Source organism: Methylotenera sp. (assembly GCF_030684185.1).
Classification (GTDB): domain Bacteria; phylum Pseudomonadota; class Gammaproteobacteria; order Burkholderiales; family Methylophilaceae; genus Methylotenera.
The window spans coordinates 1-22,281 of record NZ_JAUXOY010000003.1 but is presented as its reverse complement, the minus strand read 5'-3'; the positions used below and the strand labels follow the sequence as shown (position 1 = coordinate 22,281).

At 42.6% G+C, this 22,281-nt stretch carries 23 protein-coding genes; 13 read left to right on the top strand and 10 right to left on the bottom strand.

The window, feature by feature from the left end; genetic code table 11:
- Positions 1-371: 371 nt before the first annotated feature.
- From Q8J82_RS00165 to Q8J82_RS00155, 3 genes are all read right to left on the bottom strand, one after another.
- Positions 372-1,067 carry a hypothetical protein gene (locus Q8J82_RS00165; RefSeq protein WP_304908685.1) on the bottom strand — a complete coding sequence of 232 codons (696 nt, stop codon included), beginning with the start codon at positions 1,065-1,067 and terminating at the stop codon, positions 372-374.
- Positions 1,068-1,286: 219 nt separating this feature from the next.
- Positions 1,287-1,739, bottom strand: a complete 453-nt coding sequence (locus Q8J82_RS00160) for a hypothetical protein (protein ID WP_304890181.1) — start codon at positions 1,737-1,739, stop codon at positions 1,287-1,289.
- A 21-nt stretch (positions 1,740-1,760) separates the two neighbouring features.
- Positions 1,761-2,096 (bottom strand): hypothetical protein, encoded by a 336-nt coding sequence (locus Q8J82_RS00155; RefSeq protein ID WP_304890182.1) that lies wholly within the window; start codon positions 2,094-2,096, stop codon positions 1,761-1,763.
- A gap of 377 nt (positions 2,097-2,473) precedes the next feature.
- Between Q8J82_RS00155 and Q8J82_RS00150 the strand changes: the two genes are divergently transcribed.
- The 4 genes from Q8J82_RS00150 to Q8J82_RS00140 all read left to right on the top strand — a co-directional run bounded on the left by Q8J82_RS00150 (position 2,474) and on the right by Q8J82_RS00140 (position 5,127).
- Positions 2,474-3,547 (top strand): sensor histidine kinase, encoded by a 1,074-nt coding sequence (locus tag Q8J82_RS00150; protein WP_305327546.1) that lies wholly within the window; start codon positions 2,474-2,476, stop codon positions 3,545-3,547.
- Positions 3,548-3,552: 5 nt separating this feature from the next.
- A complete protein-coding gene (locus Q8J82_RS00145; RefSeq protein WP_305327545.1) occupies positions 3,553-4,314 on the top strand; it encodes a LytTR family DNA-binding domain-containing protein in 762 nt (253 codons plus the stop codon).
- A gap of 172 nt (positions 4,315-4,486) precedes the next feature.
- Positions 4,487-4,837 carry an ATP-binding protein gene (locus Q8J82_RS13260; RefSeq protein WP_370868598.1) on the top strand — a complete coding sequence of 117 codons (351 nt, stop codon included), beginning with the start codon at positions 4,487-4,489 and terminating at the stop codon, positions 4,835-4,837.
- Positions 4,834-5,127, top strand: a complete 294-nt coding sequence (locus tag Q8J82_RS00140) for a LytTR family DNA-binding domain-containing protein (RefSeq protein WP_305327544.1) — start codon at positions 4,834-4,836, stop codon at positions 5,125-5,127. The genes Q8J82_RS13260 and Q8J82_RS00140 overlap by 4 nt, the downstream gene beginning before the upstream one ends.
- Positions 5,128-5,206: 79 nt before the next feature.
- Here Q8J82_RS00140 and Q8J82_RS00135 read toward each other — a convergent pair whose 3' ends face one another.
- The 6 genes from Q8J82_RS00135 to Q8J82_RS00110 form a co-directional block, all read right to left on the bottom strand.
- Entirely contained in the window at positions 5,207-5,521 is a 315-nt protein-coding gene (locus Q8J82_RS00135) for a YqjD family protein (RefSeq protein WP_304890186.1), read from the bottom strand.
- An 81-nt stretch (positions 5,522-5,602) separates the two neighbouring features.
- Complete coding sequence (locus Q8J82_RS00130; protein WP_304890187.1) at positions 5,603-5,815, bottom strand: hypothetical protein; 213 nt, start codon at positions 5,813-5,815, stop codon at positions 5,603-5,605.
- Between the two features lie 192 nt (positions 5,816-6,007).
- A complete protein-coding gene (locus Q8J82_RS00125) occupies positions 6,008-6,145 on the bottom strand; it encodes a lmo0937 family membrane protein (protein ID WP_304890188.1) in 138 nt (45 codons plus the stop codon).
- 32 nt (positions 6,146-6,177) lie between these two features.
- Positions 6,178-6,522, bottom strand: a complete 345-nt coding sequence (locus tag Q8J82_RS00120; protein WP_304890189.1) for a BON domain-containing protein — start codon at positions 6,520-6,522, stop codon at positions 6,178-6,180.
- A gap of 255 nt (positions 6,523-6,777) precedes the next feature.
- Positions 6,778-7,227 (bottom strand): hypothetical protein, encoded by a 450-nt coding sequence (locus Q8J82_RS00115; RefSeq protein WP_304908002.1) that lies wholly within the window; start codon positions 7,225-7,227, stop codon positions 6,778-6,780.
- 88 nt (positions 7,228-7,315) lie between these two features.
- On the bottom strand, positions 7,316-8,338 hold the full coding sequence (locus Q8J82_RS00110) for a hypothetical protein (protein WP_305327543.1): 1,023 nt from the start codon (positions 8,336-8,338) through the stop codon (positions 7,316-7,318).
- 302 nt (positions 8,339-8,640) lie between these two features.
- Here Q8J82_RS00110 and cls point away from each other — a divergent pair, with 302 nt between their 5' ends.
- From cls to Q8J82_RS00080, 6 genes are all read left to right on the top strand, one after another.
- Positions 8,641-10,035 (top strand): cardiolipin synthase, encoded by a 1,395-nt coding sequence (gene cls, locus Q8J82_RS00105; RefSeq protein WP_305327542.1) that lies wholly within the window; start codon positions 8,641-8,643, stop codon positions 10,033-10,035.
- Between the two features lie 8 nt (positions 10,036-10,043).
- Complete coding sequence (locus Q8J82_RS00100; protein ID WP_304908005.1) at positions 10,044-11,003, top strand: hypothetical protein; 960 nt, start codon at positions 10,044-10,046, stop codon at positions 11,001-11,003.
- A gap of 269 nt (positions 11,004-11,272) precedes the next feature.
- A complete protein-coding gene (locus Q8J82_RS00095; RefSeq protein WP_305327541.1) occupies positions 11,273-12,877 on the top strand; it encodes a glycosyltransferase family 39 protein in 1,605 nt (534 codons plus the stop codon).
- Between the two features lie 4 nt (positions 12,878-12,881).
- Entirely contained in the window at positions 12,882-13,862 is a 981-nt protein-coding gene (locus Q8J82_RS00090; RefSeq protein WP_304908007.1) for a glycosyltransferase family 2 protein, read from the top strand.
- Positions 13,862-14,254 (top strand): GtrA family protein, encoded by a 393-nt coding sequence (locus tag Q8J82_RS00085; protein ID WP_304890196.1) that lies wholly within the window; start codon positions 13,862-13,864, stop codon positions 14,252-14,254. The genes Q8J82_RS00090 and Q8J82_RS00085 overlap by 1 nt, the downstream gene beginning before the upstream one ends.
- Positions 14,251-15,042: a ChbG/HpnK family deacetylase gene (locus Q8J82_RS00080; RefSeq protein WP_305327540.1), complete on the top strand. Its 792-nt coding sequence runs from the start codon at positions 14,251-14,253 to the stop codon at positions 15,040-15,042. The genes Q8J82_RS00085 and Q8J82_RS00080 overlap by 4 nt, the downstream gene beginning before the upstream one ends.
- A gap of 13 nt (positions 15,043-15,055) precedes the next feature.
- On the opposite strand, the gene Q8J82_RS00075 is transcribed toward Q8J82_RS00080, so the two are convergent.
- The gene (locus Q8J82_RS00075) at positions 15,056-15,550 is read right to left on the bottom strand and encodes a hypothetical protein (protein WP_305252139.1); all 495 of its coding nucleotides are present in this window, start codon (positions 15,548-15,550) and stop codon (positions 15,056-15,058) included.
- A 169-nt stretch (positions 15,551-15,719) separates the two neighbouring features.
- Between Q8J82_RS00075 and Q8J82_RS00070 the strand changes: the two genes are divergently transcribed.
- Genes Q8J82_RS00070 through Q8J82_RS00060 form a run of 3 tightly spaced genes read left to right on the top strand, consistent with a single transcriptional unit; the run spans position 15,720 to position 21,468 of the window.
- A complete protein-coding gene (locus tag Q8J82_RS00070) occupies positions 15,720-17,279 on the top strand; it encodes a beta (1-6) glucan synthase (RefSeq protein ID WP_305327539.1) in 1,560 nt (519 codons plus the stop codon).
- 28 nt (positions 17,280-17,307) lie between these two features.
- Positions 17,308-19,875 (top strand): glycosyltransferase, encoded by a 2,568-nt coding sequence (locus tag Q8J82_RS00065; protein WP_305327538.1) that lies wholly within the window; start codon positions 17,308-17,310, stop codon positions 19,873-19,875.
- A gap of 42 nt (positions 19,876-19,917) precedes the next feature.
- The gene (locus Q8J82_RS00060; protein WP_305327537.1) at positions 19,918-21,468 is read left to right on the top strand and encodes a sulfatase-like hydrolase/transferase; all 1,551 of its coding nucleotides are present in this window, start codon (positions 19,918-19,920) and stop codon (positions 21,466-21,468) included.
- Positions 21,469-22,281: the final 813 nt, after the last annotated feature.

Sequence of the window (22,281 nt, the reverse complement as noted above, 5' to 3'; positions counted from 1 at the left end):
ATCCTCTATGGAGCCCGGCATATATAAGTGGAAATAATCTACATAGATGTAGAGAAACATAAAACTCGCCCACAGTGCTGCAAGCTTCAGTTTCACATTGACCTTGATGTCTTCCAACGCCCTTTGTGGTAAGTTCATATTCGTACTCCTTTTTTAAACGATATGGATGAGTTTCGTGGTTTACGACAATACATCCTGAAAGTTGCAAAACCTAACGTTTGAATTAAGGTGCGCCGTTAGGCGTCCCGCTTTCTCAATCGACTTGGTGGTTTACCACCTAGCGAGATTGTGGAAGACCCTTGCGGTCTGAATGGATTGTTAGAGCTGGGTGGCAGAGCCATGGCGGACAACAACCTATTTGCTCCACTGCACTATTTTGCGCACTGCTTGAGTTTCTCGATAACTGGTGCGGCATCTGTCCATTGAATATCCAAGAGCATTTTCCCGTTATCTGACAACCTGAATCTTTGCGTGTCACTCATACCATTTAACATCGCAGTCAGCCCAGGCACAGCAAACATAATTGTGCCTACGTCTTTTGATTCCCTGTAGTTAAATACCTGAAGGGTTTGCGCAGGTTCATTATCCTGCTGGAGAGTAACTTTCATCTTCGTCACGTTTTTTGACTTGGGTAGTCCCACACCCTGAAAAATCAGCCATGCATCAGACTTGGGGCTTTGGAACCCCATAATCGTCACAATACCGCCTTCGTCAAGCTTGTATTTGGAAAAAACCGCCGCGCAAAGATTTCCTTCAGGTGTAGATTTAGAATCAACATCCCAAACGCCTTTTGCAAGTACCTTCCTTTTTTCCTCTTTTTCTTTTTCCAGCTGTTTCATGTCCTCGTTCAATTTGCGCGCTTGCTCAGCGGTCAGAGGAGGGCCAGAAGGTCGATGGTTGGAGCCCATGGCATCAATGGCAGCCCGACGGTCACGCATCAAGTCCCAGCCAGTGTATTCATACGGAGGACTGCAACCATCCCCGACGAACACCATGCCGTTCGGACAGGCAACTGCTGGAAGTGGCAATGATAGGGTAGTAAAAAATAGGAGTCCTAGAAATTTCATATTATGCGCTTCTGTTTTTAGCAAACTGCTGAAGTTAATATTCCTGTGTAGGGGCAAACTTTTTTAAATGGGTTGTATATTATTGTTCTAGATTCACTGAGTGCCTAGGCTATTGCAATTGACACTGTCAATTTTGATTCAGTAGGTTCATGGGGCATACACCGTGATTGATGACTATTTTTTCATGTAAAGTTTGGTGGCACATATTACTAAGTAGAACTACCGTAATTTAGCTTGCGCACTATTGCACCTGAAAATAATCATCTCTGAACGAGTACAGCTGACTCCTACCGCAATGTTAACTGCATCTAGCATAGGTACAGCACGCACAATTGTAAATTGACCTTTGCCTCCACAGGCTCCATCAATGGCCTTGAGCGCGTCACTTCTTGCTGACTTACTCAACAAGCCTGCGTTGCAGTAGGATATATGTCCAGTTGGCTTGGCAACTTTGCCTGCACTCTTAGAGAGTTCCACCAACTCAGAAGGTGTAATCATCGTCGGAATAGCACCATCTGACGTCATGTTTGATTGCTCTTCTGGCGTAAAGATATGCACCCTGGCAGCGTTGTTAAAATTGATACTGTCGAATCCACCAGCACCAGTTGCACAGCTTGAAAGCAACACAACAACAGGCACCAACATCGTCATACCCCTTACATTCTTAATCATAAAGCTCCTAATTTTTTATTATTATTTACATTTACCAGCAGCTTTTGATAGAGAGTCACACTTGGTAGTATTCGCCGGTTTACCAACCTCATTACAAACAGGGTCGGTAACAACCCGCCCCGTACCGAATGAGAAAGAACCTTCCACGCGGCAGTTATATTTCTTACCCGTATTTGTAGTGACGGTGTAACTAGTTTCTAGTCCATCATTCGCTCTATCGATGACTTTAAAACTGCCTTTTTCTAAATTAAGCGCAAATGCAGTCCGGTCTTCAATGGCTTTGTCTGTGACTGCAACCGATGCGCAGCCAGCTAGAAGTAACAAGATAGAGGTTGTTGTAAAAATTTTAGTGTTCATTTAAGACTCCTAGTGTGATTCAAATTAAAGCTATTATCTAATCGTTGTGAATTAGGGAATGATCTACTGAGAAAGAGTGTTGCTGTAGCAACAATTTGACATGCCAGCATTGCTCCCACGTGCCAATGCATCCCCAATTAGAGGAGCCGTGACGATTGTCAGTGCAAAACGGAGTAGACTATTTTCCATAAATTACTCATAGAGTTACTAATCAAGAATGTTGCTTTTTTAAATTATAATCAGATGGTTATAAGTTGATTTTTTTTTGTCGATTAAATGCAAATCGACGACGATAAAGTGCAAATAATTCTACGAATAGCAAATAATTGCCGATGAACTGCTTCAGCTCATATGGCAGGCTGGGCGATAATATAAAAATGACAACGAGTAATAATTCACTACCATCACAAAGTGACATGGCCTGCCTGACTCAAGCTGCATTTCGGCTGAACCTCATTTATTGGGTATGCATGTTTCTTGCTGACTGCGTATTAGGATATTTCGTTAAGATTGACCCCATAGAATCTGCACCGTTGAAACTCACATTATTTGGCGTGAGTGCGCTCATGACTTACGTGATGGCAAGAATACTAATACGCGTTCGAGGTCTTTCATTTCCGCTCAAAGCACTGCTCTGTTTAGTGATGACAATCATTGCAGTTCCCGTTTACACGGCGATAGACTTTCTAAACTTGTACCCTCAATCAGTGACATCTGATCCGATTCACTCTGGCTATACTTTAATTCAATATGTGTCCATGGTATTTGGTTGGAATTGCCTATTTCTTGCAGTGACAGATAATTTTGAAACTGGTCAACGAGAGTTGCAGCTTGCCGCCATCCGTGAAGTTGCGCTTACTTCCAAAATGCAGGCACTTCGTTACCAAGTAAATCCACATTTTTTGTTTAATACGCTTAATTCTATTGCAGGGTTAATTGAGGAAGGAGCAACAACCCGTGCCGAACGCATGGTGCTGTCACTATCTACTTTTATGCGCACAACGCTCGAGGTTGATCCAATGAGTGATGTAAAACTATCCGAAGAGATTGCATTACAAGAAGAATATTTGGGCATTGAGCGAGAGCGATTCTTAGACCGCTTAACATTCAAGATTGAAATGCCTGAAGCGTTACAAGATGCGCTAGTGCCTAGCTTGATTCTTCAACCTTTAATTGAGAATGCAATTAAACATGGCGTGGGTGCTGCCACGGGTCAAGTAGAAATTTCACTTACGGCCAGTAGTAAGTCTGACCGGCTTGTGCTAACAGTTGAAAATGATATTCCGTTGGATAACTCAGATCGCAAAAACCCTTTTGGAATGGGCGTCGGATTGCGGAATGTACAAGAGAGACTACATATGCGCTTTCAGGGAAATAGCCAGTTTTCTTCGGGAATCATACGTCCTGGTCGATACCAAGCTTCAATCGATTTGCCATTTAAAATCGCATGACTAAATTGAGCGTACTTGTAGTTGATGATGAGCCCCTAGCGAGACGCCGCCTGATTCGCATGCTAGGCAAGCTAGAATGGATTGATCGAGTTGACGAAGCAAAGGATGCCATTGAAGCTCAACTTAAAATTAAAAAATGCTGCCCAGATATTCTACTACTTGATATTCAGATGCCAGGTGGTAGTGGCTTTGATGTATTAGAGCAATTAGCAAGTGACCCACCTGCAATAGTATTTGTCACAGCTTTTGATCAATATGCATTACGTGCTTTTGAAGCCAATGCTGTCGATTATCTGACTAAGCCGATTGACGCATCCAGATTTTCTATTGCCATGGACAGAGCAAAGTTAACGGCAAGTTCGCATATTCAGACTGATCGAATCTCAGAGTTACAGGAAATGATAGCGTCTCTTAAAGGAACATTAAGAACGCAATCTAGACAAACAGCAGAATTCTGGGTTAAGTCTTTAGGCGAATTCATACGAGTTACGCAAGATAATATTATTAGATTTCAGGCGGAACGTGACTATGTAAGAATCCATGTATCAGGTACAAGTTACTTATATCAAGAAACTCTTACATCCTTAGAACAGCGGCTTGATTCTGATGAGTTTATTCGCATTCACCGTAGCAACATCGTCAAACGAACTGCCATCGCAAAAATCAGGAAAGCACCATTTTCTGAACTGATTATAGTGTTAAGTGACGGGTCTGAAGTACGTGTCGGAAGAACCTATTCTAAGAATATGCGGGTAACTCTCAAGTAAAGTGAGTATTTCAGTGAAAAGAGCCACCCGGAGCTAATTCAACAGGCACTAATTACTTTCATAATATGGCTATGAATATTGAATCGACCAAGATGCAGTAGACACTTTTAAGCCTCATAATTACGCTTAAAAGGAGCATCTGGAAATCGAGCGCGAACGCTTCTCTGATCGCATGGCCTTCAGTATTGACGTGCCAATGGAGGTCCGTAGCGCACTGGTCCCCAGCCTCATCCTCCAGTCGCTGATTGAAAACGCGCTCAAGCACGGAGTCGGCGCCACGTCCGGTCTGGTGGAAATCACGCTCAAGGCCAGTCGAGAAGCTGATCAACTGCATATCACGGTGGAAAATGACATGCCATCGATTGAAACAAGGGGAAGCCGTCCGCCTGGAATGGGAGCTGGGCTGCGCAATGTTGCGGAGCGTTTAAGTACCAGATTCCAAGAGGAATGTAATTTCGTATCAGGCGTTATCTCAGAGAGTCGCTATCGAGCATCTTTTGATATACCTTGGAGGTCTGCATGATAGGCTTTTGCGTATTAATCGTAGATGATGGGCCGCTAGCACGCCGAAGGCTAATTCGACTGGTTGAAAAGTTAGACTGGATAAGCAGAGTTGAACAAGCTAGTGATCTTCATCAGGCATGTTATATGTTACAAAAAATCAAGCCAGATATATTACTTCTCGATATTCAGATTCCTGGAGGTAGCGGTTTTGACGTTTTGAATGACATAGAAATAATCAAACTCGAATTAGCCTTTTACCAATTAAGATACCAATCATCTCTTACCGCTAGCGTTATAACTAAAATATGAATATTTTGAACTAGCCCCGTAATTCACAGTACCAGTATTATTACTTACAATAAGGACTAGTTGTATGACTATATCCAGGCTAACGACGGCCAATAAGCAGACCCACGACCACACCAACGCTGGCGGCTAGACCAATAGAGCGCCATGGATTTTCATGTACATACTCATCGGTGGCCTTGGCAGCAGCTTTAGATCTTGCAAGCACTTCAGCTTGAGCATCCAGCATTCTAGCTTTTGCGATACTGAGCGACTCTTCCGCTCTGGCACGCACTTCGGCCAGTTTCTCACCGCCGGTGTTTGCAGTCGCTTTCAGCAAAGCTTCTGCATCTGCAACTACCACCTTAAATTCATTGATTAAATGATCTTTGTTAAATTGATCTGCAAACTTTTCCATACTTTTCTCCAATTATTGAATTGATTACTGCTCAATATCTTAATATCTTAATATCTTAATATCTAAAAAATATCGCTGATGTTATTTGCGTGCAAACAGCAAAAATGCGCCCGCCACCATTGATGCGATTCCAGCCCAAACTGGAATATTGACTGTCTCGGTATCCTTGACTGAAAGCTCAATCGGGCCTATTTTGGCCTGATGGGTATCCTTGGTATAAGTGAAACCGCCGTATATCAAACCCAGTCCGCCAGCGATAATTAGTACAATTGCCAACATCTTGACTGCATTCATTTTTCTTCTCCTTGTGTTGTAAATTCATAGCGTCTTAAATTCATAGCGTCTTAAATTCATAGTGTTCTAAATTGATATTGATAATAAACAAGCCTAAGTAAAAAGTTGCTGATAATAGTCAATTCATTTCACCAAATAACCTGCTGTACACGAACAACTTATAAAGTACTAATCAAGAGTAACTGTTAAAAGCTATCTTCCTATGAAACGAACTAATATCATCACAATTGCAATGACTAAAAGAATGTGTATGAATCCACCCACGGTGTATGATGAAACGAGTCCAAGCACCCAAAGGATAAGTAATATAATCGCGATTGTTTCAAGCATTTTTAATACTCCTAATTAAACTTGCAGATTGACTATTTGGTTTTAAGATGCATATCATTTTTAACGGATGTCACACCCTTAACGCCTTTTGCAACTTCTACTGCTTTTTTAATATCAGCTTCCGAATTCACAAAACCGCTTAACTGCACGACACCTTTGAATGTTTCAACGTTAATTTCAGCGGATTTTAAAGTGGATTCATTCAGTACCGCTGCTTTTACCTTTGCGGTGATAACGGTATCATCAATATACTCGCCTGCACTCTCCTTGCTAGATGTTGTCGCACCTTCGCTCTTATTGGACGTTGAAGCACAACCCAATGTAGTCACCAGCACTCCAGCAACAAGCATTGTAGAAATATATTTAAGTTGTTTCATATTGATAATCTCCATATTATTTTAAGAATTAAACCCTAAAAAAGGTATTCTAAATGGTGTGCTAACTCAAGTTGAATCAATCACATCAATAAGCGAATATTGAGCTTGTTTGCGCTATTACTCTGTACGCTAACGCACATATTGCAATGATTATTGCAATGCAGTCCATCTAAACTCGGCAAATAAAAAACACCTCTACAGACTTGCAGAGGTGTTTAGTAAAACTTTTACATAACTAATATTGGGTATCAGTATTTAGTGATTTCGACCACGGTCATGGCCCTTGCCCGGATGATTATTTTTTTGTTTACCGCGATTATCGTCCCTGTATCCATCATGACGGTCATTTTGGTAGCCACGATGCTGTTCACGATAACGCGGCGCGAACTCCTGGTTGTACCAGTTATCTTGCACAAAATAGACGCGCTCACCGCAGGCATTGTATTTATGACAGTGCTTGCGCCAGTTTTTAGCATGGCCAGGCGGTACGCGCATATAAATAGGTTCGCGCTCTATATACACGCGCTCGACTATTCTAGGCTGAGTATAGATGACCCGCGGTTGAGGATAGGGGTAGTCTCCTATATCTATTCTGCCATAGAAGCCAGGCTGGCCAATACTGACCGAGACTCCTACATCTGCCGCCAATACCGGGGTGCTAAGAGCAGCAGTAACTACTGCTGCGACAATCATTAAACGTTTCATGTTAAACCTCCTGATGGTTATTAAATTATATTTAAAAATACTTAATGCTTTTGCTTAGTTAGGCGTGAAGATAGCTGTTTTTATTACATCAGTCGTCGCGACCTTTACCTCTATCCTGACTTCTATCTTGCCCCCTAGGCCTTTCATCACCTTGCTGTTTATTTCTTTGGCCTTGTGATCTTGGTTCGTTCTGCTCACGCTGGAGAACTTCCTGCCCTTGTTGCTGCCTGGTAGCCTGATTTCTTGGTATCTCATTCTCGGTGCGCTCTTGCATCGTCTCAGTTTGAGATGACCTCTCAATTTTCATCCCTCCATCTTGCGGTGACCGTGAATGCGGGGCGTCAGGTCTATTCTGCCGGCGCGGTTCAGTCTGTTGCGAGGGCTCAGAACGGGATGGTTCATAACGCCTGTTATCTTGCTGGCTAGAACCTCTATTCTCAGGCACTCTTTGTCTTTCATCCTGATTATATCCTCTGTCCTCGGGCACTATTTGTCTTTCTTGCTGGCGATTGTTCTGTTGAACAGGCGCTCTTGGTGTCGATTGCTCCTGATGCTGCCTGCGCACCTCCGGGTCACGTGGCTGGAAACGGTAGTTCTTCTGATGAAGTTCACGCTGCTGTTCCACTTGTCGTGGGTAGCGATCCCCTGAGTATTGTCGTTGATAAGCAGGCAATGGCGCTGGGGCTGGCACATAGCGGCGATCCCATTTATCCCAGCCGCGTCTATGCTGACTCCAATCACGACCCCAATGATCACCCCAGCGTGGGGGTGCATTAAACTGCCAGCCAATGAAATAGACCGGTGGCATTCGGTAGTAACGTACTGGAATCCTTAGTATGAACAACGGCACATCTTCTGGATAGACTAACCACCAAGGCCCATTATACCAAGAGCTCTCATACCAATTATCATTATGGTAGACCCAATACAGCCCATCATAAAAAAACATATTGGCTTCCATGCGTGGTGCATAATAAACTGGGTAACCAGGAACAACTACAAATTCAGGATATGCCGGCACATTGATGCCAATGCTTATACGAACGTCTGCATTAACTGTTGTACATAACAACATTCCTAACACCAGGAATAAATTTCGTATTTTTAACATGTTATTACCTCAACTTAATAGACCAAAACAACATATTGATTATCAGCAGAAATGTGACATCTTCTCTGTTACTACAGACTACTAATCACTTTCAAATGCTTCTGTTCGGTATCGCACATACTAGAAAATATGCAGAGATTATCTTTAAAAAATCTCAAAATAAGCCTAAATCAATTGAGTAGCTTAATTGGTTTAAAGTGCGCTAACGCACAGATGAAAAACTGCAGAATGAATTATTGTCACACATGATTTGTTTACTAGCATTTACTAATAGCGTTTCATGATTATTTAAGGTTGACGTCATGTACTTAATAAAAATTAACAATCTCAGCATATTTCGATTTGCACCTACGCTTTTCCTGACATTGCTGGCGGGCTGTTCGTCAATACCCACGATGGTGCCAGACATGGCGATGCAGCCGAAACATGCTGTGCAACTTGATGGTGCACATGGCCCACTAACTGCCCAACAAAGCAAAGCCGTTCTTGCCAGACTTAAAAAGAATGGCGACGATACTAATATTTTCGACAAACATCTTGCGCTTGAAGCAGAGATTGTTGGCAGCCCACTAGTAGTGGGAAATAAAGTGGAGCTTCTGATTGATGGTCCGACCACTTATGATGCGATGTTTTTAGCCATAGAAAATGCGAAAAGCAGCATTAACATGGAAACTTTTATTATTGAAGATGATGAAATTGGCCAGCGCTTTGCCAAGCTATTAATCAGCAAACAGATTAGCGGCGTGCAGGTGAATCTTATCTATGACAGCGTGGGTTCTATCAGCACGCCTAAAGCGTTTTTCAAACCGCTAACAGAAAGTGGTGTCAATGTTTTAGAGTTCAACCCAATCAACCCACTCGCTACCCGTAAAGGTTGGGACGTTAACCGGCGAGATCACCGCAAGTTATTAATCGTAGACGGACAGGTTGCCTTTGTTGGCGGCATTAACATTAGTAGCGTATATTCCAGCGGCTCATTCGGTAAATCTAGATCAACCAAGGGCGACCAGCAGTGGCGAGATACGCATTTGCGTTTAGTCGGGCCTGTGGTCAACGAATTTCAGAAGCTGTTTATGGCAACATGGAATGAGCAAAAGGGAGCGTTATTAGCCACCCGAGATTATTTTCCTGAGCAAACAAATAAAGGCAATGAAGTTGTGCGTGCTATCGGCAGTTCACCTGAAGAGCCGTATAGTCAGATTTACGTGACCTTACTCTCGGCTATCAATAGCGCTGAAACCCGAGTCTCACTCACCAATGCCTATTTTGTTCCCGACCCAAAATTGCTTGCCGCTTTGAAAGAAGCTGTTCAACGCGGAGTTGACGTACGGCTATTATTGCCGGAAAAAACAGATTCCCTCATGGTATTTTACGCATCACGTTCATATTACGAGGAGCTATTGTGCGCTGGCGTAAAAATCTATGAACGCCGTGATGCATTGCTACACGCAAAAACTGCGATGATAGACGGTGTTTGGTCAACAGTTGGCTCAACTAATCTGGACTGGCGCAGTTTCACCAATAACCAGGAAATCAATGCAGTACTGCTGGGGCAGGACTTTGGTTTGCAAATGCAAAATATGTTCGAAATGGACCTTGAATCTTCTACACTCATCACCCTTGATGAATGGAGAGCGCGTTCAATTAGCGTGCGCCTCAAAGAAAGAGCGGCTCGCTTGTGGGCACGTTGGTTATAGGTGCATATATGACTCTGAATTTACCTAATTTACAAATCAGCATAAAAAGCATGTGCTTTAATTGTCTATTCAAGACAATATCGTTAAACAGGATTTCAGTATTTTCACTTATCGGGCTTATATGCTTATTCTGCGGAAACTCTTTTGCTGCGCAATCAGATGCTGCAGCAAACAAGTTACGAGATAAGTACACAGAATTAACCAAGCAACTCAACAACAATCAATATCAACGTCAACTGTACTTAAACTCAGAAGAAAGCCCGAACGATTTAAAGGGTGAAATTTACGCCGTAGTAGATTACCCATTCATTAAAGTGAATGAAGCGCTCAACAACCCTGATAATTGGTGTGATGCGCTTATATTACATGTCAACATTAAATACTGCCATGCCTCCACCACCAAGTCAGGCAGTGTTCTCACAGTAGATATAGGCAATAAATTAGGGCAATCATTAGCAGATGCCTATCGGGTAAATTTTAACTATCGTGAAATGGCCACAACGCCGGAATACTTTGCAGTGCAACTCAGTGCTCAGAGCGGGCCTTTAGGTACAAGTAATTACCGTATATGGGTTGAAGCTACACCTCTCAATGATGGGCATACATTTCTACATTTCACTTATGCCTACTCCTTTGGATTATCTGGTCGCCTTGCTATGAAAACCTATCTTGCAACTGTAGGTAGAAACAAAGTTGGATTCACCATTAACGGCAAGCTGGATGATGGTCAACCTGCCTATATTAAAGGGGTACGCGGTGTTGTAGAACGCAATACCATGCGCTATTACCTGGCGATAGATACTTATATTGCCGAGATGTCATCTGCACGCCAGGACCAGCTAGAGTTACGGCTACAGCGATGGTACAGCGCTACGGAGCTGTATGCCCGCCAATTGCATGAACTGGAACGAATAGATTACCTTAAAATGAAACGTTTGGAATATCAACGTCAACAAACAGCCCAGTAACTTTTTAAAACTAAAGCCTTTTTTGCTTGTGCCGATATACGCAAACTTATGGAACGCAACTTCAATTTTACATATTATTGCTTAAGAAAAAACTGAAGCTCTATGGCAATTGGCAGCTAGCAAACTCTCGTTAATCCCTCTTTGATTACAAATAGCAAACCACTCTAGTTTATAGTGTATATCTTTAGATTAAGTGTGTATCTTGGATATAAGAAAAAATGACATGAAGGTATAATCCTGCCACCTTTGTGAGCTTAAAACCAAACGCTATGACATTAAATTTGTTCGAAAAACTTTCTTATGTGCTTTTTGCGGCATTAGCTATTTTTATTTTGCTAACGTTTAAACAGTACGGTATTAGCAATGACGAGCAAGTTCAACACGTTTATGGTCAGCTGCTGTTAAAGTTTTACGGCTCAGGCTTTACCGATCAATCAGCATTTATGTACAAAAATCTTTATCTCTATGGCGGCTTTTTTGATTTAATCGCGGCCATTTTAGAAAAGATACTACCGCTTTGGGTTTGGGATATTCGGCACCTACTTTCAGCAGCCTTTGGTTATGCCGGAATGATTGCTGTGTATAAATGCACACGTGAACTTGCTGATGAGCGGGCTGCATTTTTAGCGGTACTGTTGCTCTGCTTAACGGGAGCATGGACTGGCGCCATGTTTACCCATACCAAAGATGTGTCGTTTGGTGCGTGCATGGCCTGGGCACTGTATTACACCATCCTCGTTTCCAGACACCTGCCGCGCGTCCCCCTACATTTAAGTCTCAAATTAGGCGTGGCAACAGGCCTTGCATTGGGCCTAAGAATCGGTGGCGCATTTGCAGTAATCTACATCATTTTGTTAGTCTTGATAGCAGGTTTACTAAATGCAGGAACTTTCAAACACAGACTAAGCTATTACTGGCAAAGTATTTTAAGCTTATTGCCAGCAGGCATTGCTGCTTTTTGCTTAATGGCTATTTTTTGGCCTTGGGCTGTAATGGGTTTGAGCCATATTTTCATTGCCGCAAAATCGTTTTCTCATTTTGCGTTTAATATGAATACGATAGTTGACGGTGTGTTTGTCAGTATTGGTGACGTACCTCGCACTTATTTATTACAGTATTTATCTGTTAGATTACCTGAAGTTTTTTTGCTTGGTTTATTGAGCGCAGCAGTTATTCTGTTAATTAAAATAAAAAAAATACGTCCAGCAAACCATTTACCCGATATCAGTGTTGCGATTGCAATAATCACGCCCCTATTATTTGTGCTTTATGACCGGCCTGCGCTTTACAACGGTGTCAGACACTTCACCTTTATCATACCAGTACTTTCAATTGCTGCCGGCATTGGCTTATCCACAGCATTCGATATTTTGAACCCATATAAAAAATTGCGTTTGGGCCTTATCGCATTTTGCATACTATTAACTTCAAACACCATCTATACGCTGTATGCACTTCATCCTTATCAGTATGTATACTACAATTATTTTGCAGGTGAAAACTTCAAGAAGGATGTGCATGATTGGGAAGGCGACTATTGGTCGAGTAGCTTAATAGACGCAACCAAGCTATTAAAATTTTATATTGATGCAGAACAAATGAAATTACCAAAATCGCATAAAAAAATATATTCGGTTGCGATTTGCGCCGAAGCTTTTCAAGGCCGCGCCTATCTGGATAAACGGTTCACCATCACTGAAGATTGGGTAGCTGCTGACTTTTATATTTCGAGCACTAACATGAATTGCGATAAAGTGCTTAAAGGCAAAATAATCGGAACGATCGAACGCTTAGACACTCCACTGGCCATTGTTAAAGATCGACGGAATTTAACAGGTGAAGATCGCCGTCCACATGCGGCACCACGAGATTAAATCAATGACCAAAAATATCGTTACTTCACGAAACAACACACAACCGCATATCACGGTAATCGTGCCCGCCTTCAATGAAGCCGCAACTATCGTCAATACTGTAGATAACATTGCAGAGCATCTGGCGCAGCTTAGTCCGCATTGGGATATCGTTGTGATTGACGATGGCAGCCACGATCAAACTGCCCAAGTGATTAGATATCTGTCGTCTGAATTGCGTACGAGTTTGGTGAGATTTTCCCGCAATTTTGGCAAAGAATATGCCATTACCGCAGGCTTAGAACATGCAAGTGGTGACATAGTGATTTGTATGGATGCAGACGGGCAGCACTCATCTACGTTGCTGGAGAAAATGCTGGAAAAATGGCGACTAGGCTACGATATGGTATATGCTGTGCGTCAAGACCGTGAGTCAGAGTCGCACTTTAAACGCTGGGGCTCACGCATTTTCTACCGCGCCATCAGTTTGGGCGGTCAAATCCACATTCCAAGAGATGCAGGCGATTTTCGCCTGATGGACAGACAAGTGGTGAACGCCCTGCTCTCTTTACCAGAACGCAACCGCTTCATGAAAGGTATATACGCTTGGGTTGGTTATAACTCTGTTGGCATTCCCTTTACGCCTTTGCCACGTTCACACGGTGAAAGCGCGTTTTCCAAACTAAAGCTCATGCAGCTTGCCTGGACAGGTGTTACAAGCTTCTCTGTCATGCCACTGCGTTTAGCCAGTGCCCTTGGCGCGTCGCTCGCATTCTTCGCCTTTATTTATGGTATGTACGTGGTGATAGATCATCTGTTTTTCGATGAGTCCGTTCCAGGCTGGCCTACCATCGTCGCTGGCATGATGTTTTTTGCTGGCGTACAACTTTTGTTTATTGGTATATTAGGTGAGTATTTGGCACGTATTTACGATGAAGTAAAAGGTCGCCCACCTTACATTGTGGCAGAAGTAACCAAGCCTCAAATAATCAACAAAACCGCTTAATGCGCCAAACACACGCTAAGTCGCTCACATGGTTCACAGTCATCGGCATCATCGCGGCCGCCGTGCATTATGTGATTGCAGTTGGACTCGAGTGGAGCCAGCTGTTACCGCCAACTCAAGCCAATATCATCGGTTTTCTAAGCGCATTTCCCGTGAGCTATTTTGGACACAGCAAATTAAGTTTTTCCAGTCAAAGCGCTACGCATAAACAGGCTTTACCACGTTTTCTGGCAATCGCGGTAGCAGGCTTTATTGCCAATCAATCTTTGGTCATAGGGACTTTACGATTCACGCAAATGCCTTTTTGGCTGGTGCTCGGCTTTGTCATGGTTATCATTGCAGTGTCCACTTATTTATTAAGTCGCTATTGGGCATTTAAGGGCGTGCTATGAAGCCTCTTATTGTATGTGCTGATGATTATGCACAAAGCCTCGCGATTGACGCGGGGATTATTCATCTGATTCAACAAAACAGACTCAGTGCGGCTTCATGCATGGTGCTTAGCCCACGCTGGGCCGAGGCCGCAAAATCACTCACGCCAGAAATAAGAAACAAAGCGGATATTGGCTTACACCTTGATTTCACCCAGTTTGGCGATGCTAATGCTCATCCTGTATTAATAGCCCGCAGTTTACTTAGATGTTTACCTGCCCAAACCATACGACTAAGTATTCATAGGCAGCTAGACCGTTTTGAAGATGCGCTTGGTACAGCACCAGACTATGTAGATGGGCATCAGCATGTGCATCAATTACCGCAAATTCGTGATGCCTTACTTGATATTTTAAAGCAGCGATACAGCAAAAAATTACCTTGGATACGTATTGCAAAACCACCAGCCAGCGATGGTTTTAAAGGTAAAATCATTAAGCTGCTTGGCGCAAATGCTTTAGAAAGTAAAGCTAAAAGCATGGGCTTTGATTGTAGCGGGGATTTACTGGGTGTTTATAGTTTTACCGGTGATAGTAAAGATTATGAAAAACTGCTTGGCGCTTGGATATCAGCCGCCAACAACAGCTTAGGTACGCCCGCTTTAATGTGTCACCCCGCTATAGATAAGTTAGGGAGTGAAATAAACGACCCGATTTACGCAGCTAGACTAAACGAGTTTTTGGTACTCAATAGCAATAACTTCCACTCACTACTGCAAACGGTTAAACTCACACGTAAACCACACTAGTATTCAATACTTATCACTCCGTAACAACGGCCTTTTTAACTGTTGCGCTTTTTACCTTCTTGGCTATTTTGACAGGTTTTTTCATCACGCAATACTCAGTACCATAATCACCGCCGCTGCTATTAGGCTCATAGTAATGATTAGTGTAAGCCCAGCGGGTAGATGACACTCTTTTAACATCAGCAATCCCCGTGCTAAATTCAGCCCGAAGGCCATCGAGCAAATTAAATGTCAGTGCAAGCTTATAACCATTAGCAATGGCTTGCCCTCTATATACCAAAGAGTTTTCTGTCTCTGTGTTAAAGTCATACACACCGTAAGCACCTTGGCTAATTGAGCGATTAAGCGTTAAGGTTGCCTGTACTTCATAGTTCCCAACTTTGCTGTTGCTACCTTTACAAGCATAAACACCGCTATAATCAGCGCCAGTAAAAATAGGTTTCGCTTCTGCCGGGTTAACCAAAGCCGCACTGGCGATTACCAAGAGAAGTAAAAACAGTTTTTTCATGCGAATTTCTCAACGATTTTTCAAAGGTGCTATTGTAACGTGAGCCCCGTCAGCGAAGTAAATATACTGATATTTTTATGCGTTAAATTTTGTTTTGTTTAACGGCTGGATTATCATAGACGATTACTTGATTTACCCATCAAAGGCTTGACTTCAGCTCCAGAAATTTATGACTATATCCAGCCCAAAACCAACATGGCATTTCACTCTATTTAATATTACATTACTGACACTGCTTAGCATTTGGCTTTGGCAGCAAAATCAAGCTACAGCGATTATAGAACCTCAACTACCTGACGATGGCAAACTCCAGTGCGTGTCATATTCGCCTTACTACCAGCCGGGACAAACACCGCTCAATCCCAACACGTTAATTGATTCTGCACAAATTGATCAGGATTTAACACTGCTCTCTAAACAATTCAATTGTGTGCGCATTTATTCTGTAAGCCAGGGCTTGGATTACGTTCCAGAGGCAGCCTCTAAATTAGGTATGCAAGTATACTTAGGCGCGTGGATAGGCTGGGTAAAAGCTCTGAATGATAAAGAACTTGATTTAGCCATTGCAGTCGCAAATAAACACCCTAAAACCATCAAAGCACTCATTGTCGGCAATGAAGTATTACTGCGGGGAGAGCAGACCGAAGCAGCAATGAAAGCTTACTTAACTAAGGCAAAGCAAGCAACCCTTGTGCCTGTTACTTACGCTGACGTCTGGGAGTTTTGGCGCAAACATCCAGCCTTGGAAGACTCTGTAGATTTTGTGACTGTGCATATCCTCCCCTACTGGGAAGACAATCCGCAACCCATAGAGCATGCTTTAGACCATGCTAGCAATGTGATGAATTTGCTCAAAGATACTTTCAAAAAACCGATTTTGATTGGCGAGACAGGCTGGCCATCGGTTGGCAGGCAGCGTCAAGAATCGCAGCCAGGCGTCATCAATCAGGCACTTTACATGCGCGGTTTCCTCCAGCTCGCCCATGACAAAAACTGGAACTACAATCTCATTGAAGCAATAGACCAACCTTGGAAGCGTAAGCTAGAAGGCACGGTGGGCGGTTACTGGGGAATCTACAACACCAACCTTACACCCAAGTTTTTATTCAATGGTGACGTTAAAGCCCGTGCGGACGGGTTACGACCATTACTTTTCGGCGGCCTGGGTGCGCTGTTATTTTTAGGCTTAAGTCTTTACCTGAATGAACGCCGCAAATCAGCTTTAATTGCGCTGGCAAGTTTAGGCGCCTTGTTTGGAATCAGCACTTTATTGCAAACCGAATATTTATTAACCGCGTGTCAAAATAGAGATGAGTGGCTAGCTTTAGGGGGCGTAGCAGTGACTGGCTGGATTGCAATCATCAGCATCATTTGGACTGTGAGCAAAGCTAACGCCAACAACCTACGTTTGTTACAAGTTTGTTTAACACTATTGCTGCTGGCTGCAATTACATTAAGCATGCTGTTAATCATAGATGGCCGCTACCGTGATTTTTCAATCAGTTTGTATGCACTGCCAGCAATACAACTCTCGCTAGGTTTATATTTACTTAAGCAAAACGTCAGGCCAAAGTTACAACTTTACTTTTTACTGCATGTGCTCTTAATTGTATCCGCTGCATATTGTCTATACTTAGAACCTAAGAATTTACTCGCAGCCCTTTGGTTAGCTATCAGCATGCTGATAGCAGCTGGCACCTGGCCTAAGCGTCAACTCTCGACTCATTAATTATTTCAGGAAATACTCGCTAATTTTTATGATTGCCCCACTCAAGCGCTTTATCAGCCCATTCATATTTGCGGCCATCATCGGTTTAATTCATTTTGGTATATGGAGCATTTTCAATCGCTCATTACCAGTTATGAACGCGCCAACCATCGTGCATGGTTTTGCTTATAGCGGTTTTCAAGAAAGTCAAAGTCCGCTTGATAAAGAATATCCAAGCACAGCTGAACTGGAGCATGATCTTAAAATATTAAGGCCGCTTACCAACCGTATTCGCATATACGGCGCCCTGGAAAATAGCGAAGTCACTGCCCTTGCCTCAAATCTCGGTTTTTATATCACCGCTGGCGCATGGCTGGATAGTGATTTAAACGCCAATCGCCGTGAAGTTGATGCACTAAAAGCTAAAATTCAAAACTACCCTCATATTGAACGTGCCATTGTGGGTAACGAAGTATTGCTTAGAAAAGATCTCACACCAGAAGCACTCTTTAGCTATCTGGATGAAGTGCGTAAAACCACAAAATTACCTATTTCGACCGCTGAGCCCTGGCATGTCTGGCTCAAAAATCCAGAGATGGTCAAGCATGTCGATTATATCGCGGTGCATTTACTCCCTTACCATGAAGGCTTGCCAGTCGAAAACGCCGTTGATTACTCACTCAGTCGCTATAAAGAGCTGATGGAAACATTTCCCCGCAAGAAAATCGTCATTACTGAAATCGGCTGGCCTAGCCATGGCCCAACGCTAGGTGCCGCAGTCGCATCAGATGTCAATCAGGCACGCTTTGTAAGAGAGTTTTTAGCAAAAACTGTGCATAAGAACTATGACTATTACTTGATGGAAGCATTTGATCAACCTTGGAAGCAAAAAATTGAAGGCTGGGCTGGCCCCTACTGGGGAATGTTTTCTGCCGATCGTCACGAAAAGTACTCATTACACGGCGCTGTTCCGAAAGACAGTCGCTGGGAAGAAAAGGCTTTGTGGGCCACTTTGTTAGCCTTTTTACCCATCCTCTTTATTGGTTATCGTTTTAGGCAATGGGGCCTAGGTGGACGATTCTCGATGGCCGTCTTACTGCAAGCCTGCATTACCACCCTGGTAGTCGCCTGGAATTTGCCCGGTGACTATTACTATACGCTACGTGACTTTATCGTGCTAATCGCTTTAATTATTGGCATGGGACTCACCTCTGCGGTATTGATGATTTATGGCGTAGAGTTTAGCGAAGTGATGTTTAAGGGCGGTTGGAAACGCGCTTACAAACGTGCGAAACCTTTACCTGCCGACCAGGAACTATTCGTTTCCATTCACTTGGCTTGTTACAATGAGCCTCCGGAGATGGTCATTACCACCATTAAGAGTCTGGCCAACCTTAATTACACTAATTTTGAAGTGATTGTGGTCGACAACAATACTAAAGATGAAGCCAAATGGAAGCCATTAGAAGCCTATATGGCGAAAATGCCGGATAATTTCCGGTTTTTCCATTTACCGCAATGGCCAGGTTTTAAAGCAGGTGCTTTAAATTTTGCACTGGGTCAAACCAATCCAAAAGCGCAAGTTATTGGTGTGGTAGATGCAGACTACGAAGTCACCGCAGATTGGCTATCTGACTTGGTACCACATTTTACCGAACCAAAAGTTGCCGTCGTACAGGCGCCTCAAGCCCATAGGGAATGGGAAAACAACTTCTTTCGCCGAATGAGTAACTGGGAATTCGAAGGATTTTTCCGCATCGGCATGCACCACCGCCATGAGCGCAACGCTTTAATCCAGCACGGCACCATGACATTGGTTCGACATCAGGCGCTGGTTGATAACGGAAAATGGTCCGAATGGTGCATTTGCGAAGATACCGAGCTAGGCTTACGCTTACTTGAAAATGGCTATGAACTTAGATACATTGATGATACTTTTGGCCGCGGCTTAACACCTGCTGACTTCAAAGCACTTAAATCACAGCGTTTCCGCTGGGCATTTGGTGCTATGCAAATTCTCAAACATCATCTACCTAAATTACTAGGAGATTCCACGCTGACTTTTGGCCAGCGCTATCACTTCTTAACTGGCTGGTTTGGTTGGCTGGGCGATGCCTTGCAGCTTTTTTTCACAATAGGCTCTATTGGCTGGACAATTGCGATGTTGGCTTTCCCAACAGCATTTAGCTTGCCAGTCACTATTATGATAGTGCCAATTTTGTGTTTCCTGGTTATTAAAGCTGCACTTGGCCCTATTCTCTATAGAAAAACCATGAACTGTAGTTGGGTTGATATTTTTGGTGCATCTCTTGCCAGCCTAGGCTTATCTCATGCTATTGCCAGAGGGGTAATTATGGGGATTGTTAAAAAAGACGGTGTATTCAAAGTCACGGCTAAAGGAAAAAACATAAGCAAAAAATTGGAAATTCTCAATCCGATTATTGAAGAAGTCACGCTATTGATAGCGCTCGCTTTATGTAGCTTTTTCATGCTGTCTACAAGGGGATTTAATAACATTGATGCCCAACTATGGGTAGCAATGTTATCACTGCAGTGCCTGCCCTACGCCAGCGCGGTAGCATGTCAGTTTATTTCACAGCGCCCCAATAAAAGCTGAGGATATGCAAGCTTCAAATAAATCGCTACCGATAGATTAGCTATGCTGAGTCGTATTCAAAAACTTCATAATCGCCATCGGCATGCTGTACGAGGATTCATTAGGTTCCTTACCTATCTTGGTGCATTCTTTTTAATTTCAATTGCCTATTGGATTGCGGACAATTTTGGAGAGCCTTCGCTCGAACAGATTCTTTACCATGCTCAATTTGGCGTACAGGGATTGGTTGATACTGATGCCGCAATCATCAAAAGTTTTTTGAGCTGGTGCATTGTCCTTCCTTTGCTTATTTCTATACTCTTAGTGCTGGTTGAATATTCAATTGCATTGTTTCTGACTCACGGCTCTACACATTGGCTAACAAGGCCTGCTCGCCACGCAAACATTCATTTTGTAAAAGTTTTTTATTGGTTTATTGGGCATCGGGCACCTTTATACACCCTCGTCATTGCTGGCGTCTATTTTGGCATGCAATTTTCACTCACTGTTTTTATTCAACACCAGTTTGGCAAAGACTACTTTGCTGCACATTATATTGCACCTTCAGAAGTCGAAGTCAGTCAGGTGAAGCCTAAAAACCTTGTGCTTATCTATGTTGAAAGCTTGGAAGATTCCTACAAAAATCCTGTCCTATTCGGTAAAAATCTACTCAGCTCCCTGGACCATCTAAAAGGGGTTAGTTTTGCCAACTACAAAACAGCACCTGGAAGCTGGTGGACAATTGCAGGTATTATTTCAACACAATGTGCTTTGCCACTTAAAAGTGTGAGTTTGTATGATGGCAATGATCAAGGCAAAAAAATTAAAAGCTTTTTACCAAATGCTGTTTGCTTGGGTGATATATTGCACGATGCTGGTTATTACAATGTGTACATAGGTGGCGATGCACTCGCCTTCGCGGGCAAGGGCATGTTCTTTCAAGATCATCATTACGATGAAATCTATGGCCGTGAAGAGTTAAAAGGTAATCTAAAATCTACAGATATGAATTACTGGGGCTTGTATGACGATGATTTATTAAAAATCGTCAAAGCAAAGCTGATTAAATTACACGCAAGACAGCAGCCCTTCAACCTAACTTTCACCACTATTGATACACATGGCCCAGATGGCCATTTTTCAAAGTATTGTAAAGCACGTGGCATCAAGGATTTTGAAGGTATCGTTGAATGCTCTGCAAATCAGGTTTCTGAACTTGTAGAGTTCATCACAAAAAGTGGATATTTAAAAGACACCAGTGTAGTGATATTGGGTGATCACCTTGCGATGGAAAACCCTGTATATGAAAAACTAAAAACAATAAAAGAGCGTCATATTTATAACCGATTTATTTCTAACAATCCAATTAGTAAAAACCGTGAGGATATTTTGCCTTTTGATATGTTCCCAACCATATTGGAATTTATCGGCTTTAAAGTGCATGGCGGCAAATTAGGCTTAGGCTATTCGGCAATTTCTAAGGATGTAGCCTTGCCACCAGCTACCGAGTATGAAGAGATGAATGAAGACTTACTTAATAAATCTGATATGTACTTAGACCTATGGAAACGAAAACACAGAGCTGAATTGCATACCGTCAAACAAAATAAATAATTTAAATTATTGACTTTTTTACAGGCATTGAGACCAAAAGCACTCTCCACAAAATCTGTGGATAACTCTGTGATTATCTGTGAAATATAATCGTAACTTACCGTTTTAAAAGGGTTTTATAAAAACCGTATAAATAGTAATCAAAATATTTAATTCATAAAAATCAATAAGTTGCATGTCGAGAATTGATTTGTATGGTTTATCTGGCATAGTTAAAGTAAAACTTTAGGTAATGTGCATAAGTCAGTTAATTTTTGCATATGATTTAGAAAATCGCTTCCTGCAATATCAATTACTTACAAACTATTTACTTGATTGCAACATCCTAAAACTTACATATTTTTAGGATGTTATATGCTTAACTCCATTTTACGCTGCGTCCTCAAACAATCCCACTCATACTCCGTCATCCAGAAATATCAATCTACTTTAGCGATATTTGGTATACCGTTAAAAATGCCGTCAAAAAAACATCGGATGCAATACGGCTGCAAAAAATGGAATGATGCAATAAACCCAGATTTTCCATTAGAACCGAACCGTTCCTTCCCCCTTGCAGGGGGAAGGCTAGGACGGGGGTAGAGCAGCAACATTGCCACGTTTCGACCCCCTCCCTAACCCCTCCCCCTGCAAGGGGGAGGGATCTTTAGCCTAATGGAAAATCTGGGATAAATATTGAGCGACAATTATCTTGTCTGGTCTAGCGACAATTAACTTGTCTAGTTGATCTGATAGAGTTCTGCACAGCAAACCATAAGGAGGCGCTGTGTCAGGTAATCACATTTCAGATAAACAGGTTAATTTATATATGAC